Genomic DNA, 13,207 nt, shown 5'->3' with positions numbered 1-13,207 from the left:
ATTTTTATTGTCAAATACCGTGAAAACCTGGGGTAGACTCCGGCGACACAGAGAATGACAGACCGTGACATCAGCTCATGGCGACCACGCATATCAAGGAGATAAACCGTGCGGAACCTGCCAGTGTTCTTACTCGCTGCCCTCGTCTTGATGACGGGTGTTTCCAGCGCCCAGGCTTCAGACAAGCTGTATCTGTATACCGAAAACTTCCCCCCGTACAACATGAGCGCTACCGGCCGGGCGTTCGAGCATAACGGCACCAACATTGATGGTCTGTGCACGGAAATGGTCAAGGCCATCCTGAACAACACCGATCTGGATTACGTGATCAAGCTGCGCAATTGGGATTACGGTTACAACCGGGCACTCAGCAAGCGTAACCACGGCATTTTCTGCACCACCTACACGGAGTCCCGCGCGCCGCGTTTCAAATGGGTTGGCCCGCTGACCCGGAACCTTTGGACCATTTTCGCGCCGGCGGGTACAAACCTGCAGATTGATAACCTTGAGGACGCCAGGGGGCTGCGTTTTGGCGGTTATCGCAATGACGTAATGACCGAATACCTGCTCGAGCGCGGCTACGAGGTGTCCACTCTGGACAGCGATGACCTCAACCCGAAACGCCTGGAGCTCGGCCAGATTGACCTGTGGATCGCAGACCGCCTGGCCGGCCCTTATTTTGCGTCCCAGCAGAACGTTGAGGGGCTGGATCCGGTCTACTCGTTTAACGACACCGAGCTTTTCCTGGCGATCAACCTGGATACGCCGGACGCCACGGTCGAAAAGCTTAACGCCGGGCTTCGAAAGGTTCATGAAACCGGCATGTTTGAGGCCATCGAAACCAAGTACGGCCTGTAAGTTCGTACTACAGGCCGTACTCGCTTCAGTCGGTGAAGGCCATGTGCTCGGGCGCCAGTTGCATCAGGCTTCTTGTCGGGCTCAACATGCCGGTGGCGTGAGCCTGCGCCCGGGGCAGCAGGCGTTCATAGTAGAACTCTGCCGTGGCCAGCTTGGCACGGTAGAAGTCTTCCGAGTCGTCACCACTCTTGTCCAGTTTCTCTGAAGCGACCGCCGCCATCCTTGCCCACATGTAGGCCATGGTCACGTAACCGCTGTACATCAGGAAGTCGTTGGCAGCGGAACTCACCACATCGCGGTCCTTGCGGGCGGCCAGCATCAGCCGCACCGTGAGCACGTTCCACTGTGCGGTAAGCTTGAGCAACTCCACGGAGAAAGGCCGTACCCGTTTGTCGGTCAGGGTCTTGCGGGCAAAATTGGCGACCTTGAGGGTGAACTCCCTGACCGCCCCGCCCTGAGTCATCAGCAGTACCTTGCGGCCCAGCAGGTCCAATGCCTGGATACCGGTGGTCCCTTCATAGAGCGTGGCAATGCGGGTGTCGCGGACAATTTGCTCCATGCCGTGCTCGCGGATATAGCCGTGGCCGCCGAACACCTGTACCCCCAGGTTGGCGGCTTCGTTGCCCAGCTCGGTCAGGAAGCCTTTCAGAATGGGGGTCAGAAAGCCCAGCCTGTCATCGTAAGCATCCGCTTTCTTCTCATCACCAGCGGTGTGGCCTTCCACCATGTGGTCGGCCAGCCGTGCGGCGTAGTACAGCATGGCACGCCCGCCCTCGGCGATGGCTTTCTGAGTCAGCAACATGCGGCGGACATCGGCATGGTGAATCAGGCTGTCAGCCACCTGGTCGGGTTCTTTCTTACCCGACAGGGCGCGCATGGAGCGGCGTTCCCTGGCGTAATCCAGCGCCCACTGGTAGGACAGTTCCGCCGGGCCGACACCCTGGATGGCAGTGCCGATCCGCGCGGTGTTCATGAAGGTGAACATGCAGTTCAACCCTTCGTTCTCCGGGCCGATCAGGAAACCGGTGGCATCGTCGAAGTTCATCACGCAGGTGGCTGAGGCCTTGATCCCCATTTTCTTTTCCAGGCTGCCACAGGTCACGCCATTGGCTCCGCCAACGCCACCGTTCCCGTCGGGCAGGAACTTGGGCACGATGAACAGACTGATGCCCCGGGTGCCTTTCGGGGCATCCGGCAAACGGGCGAGCACAATGTGAACGATGTTCTCGGTCAGGTCATGGTCACCGGAGGAAATGAAGATCTTGGTACCGGAGAGCTTGAAGCTGCCGTCTTCCTGAGGGACCGCTTTGGTTTTCACCTGTCCCAGATCGGTCCCGCACTGGGGTTCGGTCAGGCACATGGTGCCACCCCAGCGGCCTTCGGTCAGCGGCACCAGGTAGGTTTGTTTCTGGTTTTCGCTACCGTGAAGAAAAATGGTATTAATGGCGCCCATCGACAGGCCCGGGTACATGGAGAAGGACCAGTTGGCAGTACCCATCATCTCCTGTTTGAACAGGCCCATGGAGGCCGGCAGCCCCTGCCCGCCGTACTCCTCCGGTGCAGACAGGCCCTGCCATCCGCCCTGCGCGTACTGTTGATAGGCTTCACGATAGCCTTTGGGGGTGATGACTTCGCCGTTATCCAGTTTGCAGCCTTCCTCGTCGCCGCTCTGGTAGAGCGGGCTCAATACCTCTTCGCAGAATTTGCCGCATTCGTTGAGTATCGCATCGACGATATCAGGAGTGGCGTTCTCACCGGTTTTCAATCGTGTGTAGTGCCCCGGGTAGTCGAAAACCTCGTTGAGCAGGAACTTCATGTCGCGTAGGGGTGCCTTGTACACCGGCATAGCAAATACCTCTGTGGTTCTGTTTCCATTGCCCGATGTTTTACGGCATTGCCGGCGACCTGCCATTGACGGAAACCGCCATGCCCCATGTCAGAAAGGACAATTGGCTGAAATGACGCGAGCATAGATGTCGACGTTGCCTAATGATCGATAACAACGCTATAGGCGTATTTGAAGGACCGATCATCCGTTCTGAATCGCCAGGGGAGTGTAAATATCATGCAAATATCGATTGGGACCAACAGGATCACTGGTCTGCCCCGCTGTCTCTGGTTATTGTTGGCGACAGTGTTGCTTGCGGGCTGTGCCGGGCCGTCGCTTGAGGATTACAGTGACCGCGGGCCGGTGTTGACGCCCCAGGAATTTTTTACCGGCGAACTTTCTGCCCGGGGTGTGGTCAAGAATTTCTCGGGCGAAGTGATTCGCACTTTCGATGCGGACATTTCCGCCAGTTGGGACAGCAACGGCATTGGCACTCTGAATGAGGAGTTCCGCTTCGACGACGGCGAAGTCCAGACCCGGGTATGGACGCTGACACCCGACAACGGCGCATTGCACGCCGATGCCGGTGATGTGGTGGAGCCGGGCACCATGCGTTGGCAAGGCAATGCCATTAATATGAATTATGTTCTGCGGGTGTCCTATGGCGACGGCACCATTGATGTCCGCATGGATGACTGGATGTACCTGATTACACCGGACACCCTGATTAACCAGACCACCATGACGAAATGGGGGATAGAAGTCGGGGAGATCGTGCTGGTGATCAGCAAACGATAGCCCATGTCGAACCTTCAGCCGGTTGTTGGGGCACAATCAAGCAGACGGATAATGCAATTATGGTTAAGCAATGGTTGATCGCTCTGATACTCGTGGCTTTGGCCGCCGGGGGGGCATTCTCCTGGCAGCATCTGACCGGGGAGCAGGCGGCGGACGCCCAGCGGGAACGCCCTGCCAGCAAGGTGAATACGGTCACCCCCGAAATGGAGCTGGTCAGTGACACCGTCAGGGCGGTAGGTAGCCTTCAGGCCCGGGATCAGGTGGAACTGACCACCGAAGTCAGCGGTCGTGTCGTTGAAATGAACCTCGATGCGGGAAAGCGGGTCCAGTCCGGTGACCTGTTGCTGCGGCTCGATGATCGTCAGGCCAGCGCCGATCTGCAGGTGGCGGAAGCCACCCTCTCCGACGCCCGTCGCCAGTTTGATCGCGCCCGGAAACTCCAGGCCAACAACAGCATATCCCAGTCCCAGGTGGATGAATTGCGCACCGCTGTCGATGTGGCGGAAGCTCAGCGCGAGGCCGCCCGCACCCGGCTCGACAACCACCGTATTGAAGCGCCGTTTGCCGGGGTTATTGGCCTTTCCGATATCAGCCTGGGAACTTATCTCGGTGCAGGCACGTCGGTAGCCACCCTGGATTCCACCACCAAGATGGAATTGGGCTTCGCAATCCCCGAGCGCTTCCTCGGCCAGATTCACATTGGCCAGACCGTGCGGGGCACGTCGCCGGCCTATACCGGGGAAACCTTTGGCGGTGAATTGGTGGAGTTGGGCACGCGAATTGATGAACTGAGCCGAACACTGCCTGTCAGGGCGCTGATCGACAATCCCGATGGCAAGCTTCGGCCTGGGCAGTTCATGTCGGCCACGCTGACACTCCGCGAACGAGAATCTCTGGTCATTCCCGAGCAGGCAGTAATGATTCGCGGTGACGAGAAGTATGTGTTCGTGGCCGAAGACGGTATCGCCCGACGGGTTTCGGTGACCCTGGGGTCCCGGATGCCTGGCTTGGTGGAAATCGTTGACGGACTGTCGCTGGACGAGCAGGTGATTGTAACCGGCCAGGACAGATTGAGCAGTGGCGACAGGATCAGTGTGGTGGAAGGGGAAAACGTGATTCCCGACAACCGCTTTGCCAACTCCCTGGAGTCCTGAACCGTGATCCTGTCTGATGTCTCCATCAAACGCCCTGTCTTTGCGACGGTTCTCAGTCTTCTTATTGTAGTTTTCGGGTTGGCGGCGTTGCTGGGGCTTCCTGTGCGGGAGTATCCGGACATTGACCCACCCGTGGTGTCCATTTCCACGGATTACATCGGCGCCGCCGCCGAAGTGGTGGACACCCAGATCACTCAGGTGGTTGAAGGGGCTATCAGCGGGATTGAAGGTATTCGCTCTATTGAGTCCTCCACCGAACAGGGCGAATCCCGAACCAGTATCGAATTTACCATTTCCCGCAACGTCGACATCGCCGCCAACGATGTGCGCGATGCCGTGTCCCGCATTGCCGATCAGCTGCCCGAAGAGGCTGAGGCGCCGGTCGTCCAGAAGGCCGACTCGGACGCCCGCCCGATGATGTGGGTGACCTTGCGCAGTGACATCTGGGACAGTGCGGAATTGAGCGATTTTGCCGAACGGGTGCTTGCCGACCGACTGTCCGTGCTGGATGGCGTTGCCGACGTACGCATTGGTGGTGAGCGGCGCTACGCCATCCGGGTCTGGCTGGACCGTGAACGGTTGGCCGCGCGGGATATCACCGTGGCCGAAGTCGAGCGCTCACTGAGGGCCAATAACGTTGAACTGCCCGCCGGCTCGGTGGACTCTTCCACCCGTAACTTCACGGTGCGTGCGGAAGGCCGGCTCACCAATGTGGAGCAGTTCCGTGATCTGGTGATTCGTCGCGACGGCAATGATCTTCTGCGCCTCGGCGAGGTGGCCAATGTCCAGATGGGGGTTGAGTCCGATGTCAGCCGACTGCGGGCCAACGGCAAGACTGCAATCGGCATGGGCATCATTCGTCAATCCAAGGCCAACACGGTGGCGGTGTCCGATGCCGTGCGTGCGGAGCTGGAGAAGATACGCGAGACCCTGCCCCCGGAAGTGACTATTGCCGAAAGCTACGACGAGTCGATATTCATCCGCGCGTCGATCAAGGAAGTGGTGTTTACGCTCGCCATTGCGGTGTCCCTGGTCATTCTGGTGATCTTCCTGTTCCTGCGGTCCTGGCGGGCTACCTTGATACCGGCGGTGACCATCCCGGTGGCGGTTATCGGCGCCTTTATCGGGCTGGGCTTCCTCGGTTTCTCCATCAACGTACTGACCCTGCTTGCAGTCATTCTGGCCATTGGTCTGGTGGTGGACGACGCCATCGTCATGCTGGAAAACATCCAGCGCCGGATCGATGAGGGCGAACCGCCACTGCTGGCGTCCTATCGCGGCGCCAAGCAGGTGGCCTTTGCCGTTATTGCCACCACGCTCACCCTGGTGGCGGTGTTTGTGCCGATTTCGTTTATGGGCGGCAACATCGGGCGACTGTTTGCCGAGTTTGGCTTCACCCTGGCGGCGGCGGTGGTGGTGTCCAGCCTGGTGGCGCTCACCCTGGCGCCCATGCTGTGTTCAAAATGGTTGCGACACAGCCCGGAATCGGCGGAAGGACATCGCTTGTGGGCGGCCAGTGAAAAAGTGCTCAATGGCCTGACCCATGGTTACGAACGCATGCTCCGATTCGCCCTCAACCAGCCCGGATTGTTGCTGGGACTTGGGCTTGTCGGGCTTATCGTTGCCACAGCGATTTTTCCAAGATTGCCGCAGGAGTTGGCGCCTACGGAAGACCGGGGCGTGATCATCATGCCGACCAGTGCCCCCCGGGGCTCGACGGTCGAGTTCACCGATCATTACGTGCGTCAGGCGGAGCAGGAACTGTTGCCCTATCTGGAAGACGGTGTCTCCAATCGGTTGTTGTCGATCGTGGGCTTCCGCGACGAAGAGGACAACGCGTTCATGATCATGGGCCTGGTGCCCTGGGAAGACCGTGAGATCAAACAACAGCAGATCACCAGCGAGCTGCGAGGCAAGCTTAGCCAGGTCACAGGTATTCGCGCGATTGCGGTGAACCCACCGGGGCTTGGGCAGCGCGGCTTTGATCAACCAGTGGAATTCGTAGTGGCCGGGCCGGATTACGAAAGTGTGCAGGCCTGGAGCGAGGAAATCGTCGAGCGGGCGAAGGACAACCCGAACCTGCTGAATCTGGACACTGATTTCGAACTGACCCGCCCCGAACTGCGCGTATCCATCGACCGGGAGCGCGCCGCGGACCTGGATGTCACCATTGAAGATGTGGGCCTGACACTGCAGACCATGCTGGCATCACGGCAAGTCACCACCTACCTGGACCGCGGACGCGAATACGATGTCATCCTCCAGGCCGCGGACGCTGACCGGGCAACGCCGTCGGACCTGGGGCAGATTTTCCTGCGCCCCCGTGAGGGAGGCACCCTGATCCCTCTCCAGGCGCTGGTGTCGGTGGAGGAGATCGGCGCCAATCCCGACCTGAGACGCATCGACCGCTTGCCGGCGGTTGTCATCAGTGCCTCCCTGGCCGATGGCTATGATCTTGGGGCGGCACTGACGTATCTGAACAACCTGGCTGTGGATAACCTGCCGCCGGAGGCAAGGGTAAGCTACAAAGGGCTATCGCGGGAATTCCAGGAATCGTCGTCGGCGATCTACGTCACTTTTGGCCTGGCATTCGTGATTGTCTTCCTGGTGCTGGCTGCCCAGTTCGAAAGCTGGATTCACCCGCTGATCATCATGCTGTCGGTCCCATTGGCGGTTACCGGAGCCCTGCTGGGCCTGTGGTGGGCCGGCATCAGCCTGAATATCTACAGCCAGATCGGCATCATCATGTTGCTGGGGTTGATGGCGAAGAACGGCATATTGATTGTCGAGTTTGCCAACCAGCTCCGGGATAAGGGCTATGAGGTGAGGGACGCGATTTTGGAAGGTGCCAGCCTGCGCTTCCGGCCGGTGTTGATGACCACCATATCCACGGTCTTCGGTGCCGTGCCTTTGGTGCTCGCAACGGGCGCGGGGGCGGAAAGCCGGGCGTCGATCGGTATCGTGATCCTCGGCGGGCTGGTGTTCGCCACCACCCTGACCCTGTTTATTATTCCGGTGCTATACAACCTGTTGGCACGGTTTGCCAAATCCACCAACGCGATTGCACTGGAGCTTGAACAACAGGCCAGCCAGTCTCCTGGTGGTCGCGGCATGACGGCCGCCCCGCAATCAAAAGAGATGGATCAGTTCTGACGACCGCAGGCAGCACCAAACTGTGGATAATTTATTGGATAACCTTCGGATAAGCTTTGGTTAGAACAAAAATAAGTTATTTAAAACAAATAGTTAGGTTGAATAATAAGGCGTTATAGGGTACATCTGATATGTGGATAACTTTCTTGAAAAGTTTTCTGAGAAGGTGTCTACAAGCCGCTGATATCTGTCAGATTTCGGTTATCCACTATTCGTGAAACCCGGCGTGGAACCCTATGTATCGGGTAGGTAATGCTCGAGGTCTTTCGATAACCCCGCCTGTCTGGTTAAAATTTGCACATTCTGACTGCAATTTACCGGGTGAGGCGTTATACTCCCCGCCCTGATTTTCAGGCAGTTTCCTGATACCGAGAATTTTTCTGAGTCCCCGTTTGCCGAGGTGATGTTGTGGATTATCCGACCCGTTTCGATGTCATAGTCATTGGTGGTGGCCATGCCGGCACTGAAGCCGCTCTGGCGGCTGCACGCATGGGCTCCCAGACCCTGCTGCTGACCCACAACATCGAGACCCTGGGTCAGATGTCCTGCAACCCCGCCATTGGCGGCATCGGCAAGAGTCATCTGGTCAAGGAAATCGATGCTCTCGGCGGCGCCATGGCGATGGCGACTGACAAGGCGGGCATCCAGTTCCGCGTGCTCAACTCGCGCAAGGGACCGGCAGTACGAGCCACCCGCGCCCAGGCAGACCGGGTGCTGTACAAGGCGGCGATCCGCGAAATCCTCGAGAACCAGCCCAACCTGACGCTGTTCCAGCAGGCTGCTGACGACCTGATTGTGGATGGTGAGCGCATCACCGGCGTGGTGACCCAGTCGGGCATCCGTTTTCGCGCGCCTACGGTGGTGCTGACCACCGGAACCTTCCTTGGCGGTGTTATCCACATCGGCATGCAGCAGCATTCCGGTGGCCGCGCCGGTGACGCACCGGCCAACGCGCTGGCACAGCGTCTGCGGGAACTCCCGTTCAACGTCGGGCGCCTGAAAACCGGCACCCCACCCCGTATCGATGCCCGCAGCGTGGATTTCTCCGTGATGCAGGAGCAATGGGGTGATGACCCGGCGCCGGTGATGTCCTTCCTGGGTTCCCGCAACCAGCATCCTGAACAGGTCTGTTGCTACGTTACCCGCACCACCGAACAAACCCACGACATTATTCGCAGTGGCTTTGACCGGTCGCCCATGTTTGCCGGTAACATCGAAGGCATCGGGCCTCGCTATTGCCCGTCCATCGAGGACAAGGTGAACCGGTTTGCCGACAAGGACTCGCACCAGATTTTCGTGGAGCCGGAAGGGCTGACGACGAATGAGCTATACCCCAACGGCATCTCCACCAGTCTGCCGTTCGATATTCAGTTGGCGGCTGTGCGCACCATTCCCGGCTTCGAGAATGCCCACATTACGCGGCCTGGCTACGCCATCGAGTACGACTTCCTGAACCCACAGGATCTGCGCCACACCCTGGAAACCAAATTCATCCAGGGCCTGTACTTTGCGGGCCAGATCAATGGCACTACCGGTTATGAAGAAGCCGGTGCCCAGGGCCTTCTCGCAGGTATCAACGCGGCATTGCGTGCTCAGGACAAGGACGAATGGTACCCCCGCCGTGACGAAGCCTACCTCGGCGTTCTGGTGGACGACCTGATTACCATGGGTACCTCCGAGCCGTACCGCATGTTTACCAGCCGTGCTGAATACCGGCTGATCCTGCGGGAGGACAACGCCGACCTTCGCCTGACGGAAACCGGTCACAAGCTCGGGTTGGTGGATGACCAGCGCTGGCAGGCCTTTAACAGCAAGCGTGAAGCCATCGCCGCTGAACGTCAGCGCCTGGAAACCACGCGCATTCATCCGGGAACATCTGGTGGGGACGCTGCCAACAGCCACCTGCGTCAGCCCATGAACCGAGACCAGACACTCGCAGAGCTGCTGCGGCGCCCGGAAATCAACTATCGCCACATTGCAGACATGGCCGAAGGCCAAGCAGACGACCCGGCGGTGGCGGATCAGGTGGAAATCGAGATCAAGTACGAGGGTTATATCTCCCGCCAGGCGGACGAAATCGAGCGTCTGCGCCGGAATGAAAATACCCGTTTACCGGATGATATTGATTTTGATGCCATTGGTGGCCTGTCCAACGAGATCAAGCAGAAGCTCAAGGAAGTACGGCCGGAAACCGTGGCCCAGGCCTCACGCATCCAGGGCGTGACCCCGGCCGCCATTTCCCAGGTGCTGGTGCATCTCAAGAAGCGCGACCTGCTGCGCAAGCAATCCGCCTGAGTGCGCCCATGAGCGACGCACTCTGGCAACGCCAGCTCACCCAGGGCCTGGCTGACCTCAACCTGGAACTGGACAGCGCCAGCCAGCAACAGTTGCTGGCGTTTCTGGCCCTGCTGAATAAGTGGAACCGGGCCTATAACCTGACGGCTGTACGGGAGCCACGACAGATGGTGTCGCGCCAGTTGTTGGACAGCCTCAGTATCCTGCCATTTGTTACCGCGGACCATCTGCTGGATGTTGGCGCCGGAGGCGGGTTGCCTGGCATCCCCCTCGCAATCACCTTGCCCGAAAGGCGTTTTACCCTACTGGACAGCAACAGCAAGAAAACCCGCTTCCTGACCCAGTGTGTGCTGGAACTCGGCCTGAAGAATGTGGAGATCATTCACGGCCGGGCTGAAAGCTGTGATCCCGCGATCCGATACCAGCAGATCAGCAGTCGAGCGTTTACGGCACTGGATAACCTCGTCAACTGGTGCGGGCATCTGCTTGCGGATGAGGGCGAGTTCCTTGCCATGAAAGGCCAGTTTCCGGATGATGAGGTGGCTGCCCTGCCAGTGGGTTGGCAGGTAACATCCCGACAGTCATTATCGGTACCTGGCTCGGACGGCGACCGGCACCTGCTGGTGATCGGTCGGGATTCCAGCCATCAGAATTTCACGACAGGAGGCGAGTCATGGCGCGTGTGATTGCAGTGACCAATCAAAAAGGCGGTGTGGGTAAAACCACCACCTGCGTCAACCTGGCTGCGTCATTGGCCGCAACCAAGCGCCGCGTGTTACTGGTGGATATGGACCCCCAGGGCAACGCCACCATGGGCAGTGGTGTGGATAAGAATGCCCTGGAGCTCTCCGGCTACGACATGCTCACCAAACGGGCAACGGCAGCCGAGGTGATTTTCCGGGCCGAAGTCTCTGGGTTTGACATACTGCCGGCTAACGGCGACCTGACCGCCGCCGAAGTGGAGCTGATGAACGAAATCGGCCGCGAGCATCGCCTGCGCCTGGCCCTGAACAAGGTGCGGGAGAACTACGACTACATCCTGATCGACTGCCCGCCGTCCCTCAGCCTGCTGACCGTCAATGCGCTGTCAGCGGCGGATACGGTGCTGATTCCCATGCAGTGCGAATACTATGCCCTGGAAGGTCTGGCGGCATTGATGAACACGGTTGAGCAGATTCAGGAGACCGTCAACCCGGATCTGCAGGTGGAAGGCATCCTGCGCACCATGTATGACCCCCGCAACAGCCTGACTCTGGATGTGTCCAGTCAGCTCAACGAGTTTTTCGGTGACAAGGTCTACCGCGCGGTGATCCCCCGCAACGTGAGGCTGGCGGAGGCCCCCAGCTATGGTATGCCGGCCCTGAAATACGACCGCGCGTCCAAGGGCGCGGTGGCCTATCTGGCCCTGGCTGGTGAGATGGTACGCCGGCATGGATCGCAAAAGACATCCGCGGCTGTTGCCGTGTAAACTACCTCTCCTTTGCACACAGATATTTCATCGGGAAGAATGACAAACACCATGGCGGCGAAGAAACGAGGACTGGGTGAGCGCGGACTGGGCGCTCTGTTGCAGGGCTCCAGGGTCAACCTGGACCAGGAACTGAAGGATCACGATGGTGAGCTCCGGGAAGTTCCGATCGACCTGATCCAGCGTGGCCGGTTCCAGCCTCGCCGTGACATGGATCCGGCGGCCCTGCAGGAACTGGCTGACTCCATTCGCCAGCAGGGCGTGATGCAGCCCGTGGTGGTGCGTCCGATTGCCGAAGGCCGCTTTGAGCTGATCGCCGGCGAGCGCCGCTGGCGAGCCACCCAGATGGCCGAGCTCGACCGCATTCCCGCCATTATCCGCGACGTGCCGGATGATGCCGCTATCGCCATGGCGCTGATTGAGAATATCCAGCGCGAGAACCTCAATCCCATCGAAGAAGCCTTTGCGCTACAACGCCTGCAGGATGAGTTCGGCCTGACCCAGGCTCAGGTCGCGGAAGCGGTGGGTAAGTCCCGTACCACCATCACCAACCTGCTGCGGCTGATCAGCCTGTCGGAAGACGTTCGTGTCATGCTGGAGCACGGTGATCTGGAAATGGGTCATGGTCGGGCCATGCTTACGCTTCAACCCGAGCAGCAGATGCAGGTGGCGCGACAGGTGGTCGCGAAATCCCTGTCAGTGCGGCAGACGGAAGCCCTGGTTCGCCGGGTGCAACAGGAATCGCCGAACCGCAAGAAAGCCAAGGGTGAAGTGGATCCGAACATCCGTGCCCTGCAGGACGACCTGGCCGAGCGACTCGGTGCCCGGGTGTCGATCGACCATGGCCAGCGTGGCAAGGGCAAGCTGGTGATCGAATACACCTCTCTCGACGAACTGGATGGCATTTTAGGCCATATCAAGTAACGTCCCTGGCAGGATTTCCATAGCGCCACTGTTAACAATTTAGTGTTGGCACTCTGCGACCAACGGCGGGGTACCAAAGGTCAGTTTTGACTAGGTACCACTACATATAGTGCTGCCCCTTCATGTTGGTGTCTATTTGTGTCCCTCATGCCCCCCAACGCCAGTTTTTCTGCGTGTTTCGGGGCGGAGCGACCGTTCCGGTTTTGTTGATTCGTGTAGATTGAACACATATAATCTGCGGCGCTTGTATCGGTGCGATTGTCTAATTAATAAACGGCACCGAACCAAAGCGGTGTGGCAACCGGGAAATACCATGACGAAGGCTGAACAGGGTGGGATACAGCGTCCGCCCATCGCACGATGGTTTGTAATAGAAAGTGTGGTATTGGTCGTCGTCAGTCTGGCATTCCTCTTTAAAAGCCAGGTGGCCGGTTATTCAGCACTGTTTGGGGGGCTTATTTTTCTTCTGCCCCACGGTTATTTTGCCTTCAAGGCTTTCCGCTACTCCGGCGCGCGGTCTGCCAGGCAGATCATGAGTTCTTTTTACCAGGGTGAGGCCGGCAAGCTCATCCTGTGCGCCATCCTGTTTACGATGGTGTTCAAATGGATTCCGTCGCTTGATATAGCGGCACTTTTTTTATCATTTGCGATCATGTTGGTCACCAATTGGTTGACTCCGCTCCTAGCGGGCCGCAGAACGCAGCGAAGCTAACAGGACCTGAGAGAACG

The 13,207-nt window shown here is 58.7% G+C and carries 10 protein-coding genes; 9 read left to right on the top strand and 1 reads right to left on the bottom strand.

Going from position 1 to position 13,207, the window contains the following annotated elements:
- Positions 1-108: 108 nt before the first annotated feature.
- Positions 109-858 (top strand): substrate-binding periplasmic protein, encoded by a 750-nt coding sequence (locus tag ACTRWH_RS00490; protein WP_036211737.1) that lies wholly within the window; start codon positions 109-111, stop codon positions 856-858.
- A 25-nt stretch (positions 859-883) separates the two neighbouring features.
- Here ACTRWH_RS00490 and ACTRWH_RS00485 read toward each other — a convergent pair whose 3' ends face one another.
- Entirely contained in the window at positions 884-2,704 is a 1,821-nt protein-coding gene (locus ACTRWH_RS00485) for an acyl-CoA dehydrogenase C-terminal domain-containing protein (RefSeq protein ID WP_462825755.1), read from the bottom strand.
- Positions 2,705-2,923: 219 nt separating this feature from the next.
- Between ACTRWH_RS00485 and ACTRWH_RS00480 the strand changes: the two genes are divergently transcribed.
- From ACTRWH_RS00480 to ACTRWH_RS00445, 8 genes are all read left to right on the top strand, one after another.
- Positions 2,924-3,484 carry a DUF3833 domain-containing protein gene (locus ACTRWH_RS00480; RefSeq protein WP_051947096.1) on the top strand — a complete coding sequence of 187 codons (561 nt, stop codon included), beginning with the start codon at positions 2,924-2,926 and terminating at the stop codon, positions 3,482-3,484.
- 59 nt (positions 3,485-3,543) lie between these two features.
- Complete coding sequence (locus ACTRWH_RS00475; protein ID WP_036211731.1) at positions 3,544-4,638, top strand: efflux RND transporter periplasmic adaptor subunit; 1,095 nt, start codon at positions 3,544-3,546, stop codon at positions 4,636-4,638.
- A 3-nt stretch (positions 4,639-4,641) separates the two neighbouring features.
- On the top strand, positions 4,642-7,791 hold the full coding sequence (locus ACTRWH_RS00470; RefSeq protein WP_075196411.1) for an efflux RND transporter permease subunit: 3,150 nt from the start codon (positions 4,642-4,644) through the stop codon (positions 7,789-7,791).
- Positions 7,792-8,199: 408 nt separating this feature from the next.
- The gene (mnmG, locus tag ACTRWH_RS00465; protein WP_041332705.1) at positions 8,200-10,086 is read left to right on the top strand and encodes a tRNA uridine-5-carboxymethylaminomethyl(34) synthesis enzyme MnmG; all 1,887 of its coding nucleotides are present in this window, start codon (positions 8,200-8,202) and stop codon (positions 10,084-10,086) included.
- An 8-nt stretch (positions 10,087-10,094) separates the two neighbouring features.
- The gene (rsmG, locus tag ACTRWH_RS00460; protein ID WP_036211723.1) at positions 10,095-10,772 is read left to right on the top strand and encodes a 16S rRNA (guanine(527)-N(7))-methyltransferase RsmG; all 678 of its coding nucleotides are present in this window, start codon (positions 10,095-10,097) and stop codon (positions 10,770-10,772) included.
- Positions 10,760-11,554: a ParA family protein gene (locus tag ACTRWH_RS00455; RefSeq protein WP_036211720.1), complete on the top strand. Its 795-nt coding sequence runs from the start codon at positions 10,760-10,762 to the stop codon at positions 11,552-11,554. The genes rsmG and ACTRWH_RS00455 overlap by 13 nt, the downstream gene beginning before the upstream one ends.
- Before the next feature lie 51 nt (positions 11,555-11,605).
- Positions 11,606-12,478 carry a ParB/RepB/Spo0J family partition protein gene (locus tag ACTRWH_RS00450; RefSeq protein WP_036212072.1) on the top strand — a complete coding sequence of 291 codons (873 nt, stop codon included), beginning with the start codon at positions 11,606-11,608 and terminating at the stop codon, positions 12,476-12,478.
- 313 nt (positions 12,479-12,791) lie between these two features.
- The gene (locus ACTRWH_RS00445; protein WP_036211717.1) at positions 12,792-13,190 is read left to right on the top strand and encodes a F0F1 ATP synthase subunit I; all 399 of its coding nucleotides are present in this window, start codon (positions 12,792-12,794) and stop codon (positions 13,188-13,190) included.
- Positions 13,191-13,207 lie beyond the last annotated feature (17 nt).

The sequence above is a fragment of the Marinobacter sp. G5_S1_61_S3 genome (assembly GCF_054968585.1).
Note: the sequence above shows the minus strand (reverse complement) of the source record. Positions and strands in the feature narration are given on the sequence as shown.

Coding starts and splice junctions, on each gene's coding strand:
- ACTRWH_RS00475 (WP_036211731.1), top strand. CDS start 3,544: ATGGTTAAGCAATGGTTGATCGCTCTGATACTCGTGGCTTTGGCCGCC.
- ACTRWH_RS00485 (WP_462825755.1), bottom strand. CDS start 2,704: ATGCCGGTGTACAAGGCACCCCTACGCGACATGAAGTTCCTGCTCAAC.
- ACTRWH_RS00450 (WP_036212072.1), top strand. CDS start 11,606: ATGGCGGCGAAGAAACGAGGACTGGGTGAGCGCGGACTGGGCGCTCTG.
- ACTRWH_RS00455 (WP_036211720.1), top strand. CDS start 10,760: ATGGCGCGTGTGATTGCAGTGACCAATCAAAAAGGCGGTGTGGGTAAA.
- ACTRWH_RS00445 (WP_036211717.1), top strand. CDS start 12,792: ATGACGAAGGCTGAACAGGGTGGGATACAGCGTCCGCCCATCGCACGA.
- rsmG (WP_036211723.1), top strand. CDS start 10,095: ATGAGCGACGCACTCTGGCAACGCCAGCTCACCCAGGGCCTGGCTGAC.
- ACTRWH_RS00480 (WP_051947096.1), top strand. CDS start 2,924: ATGCAAATATCGATTGGGACCAACAGGATCACTGGTCTGCCCCGCTGT.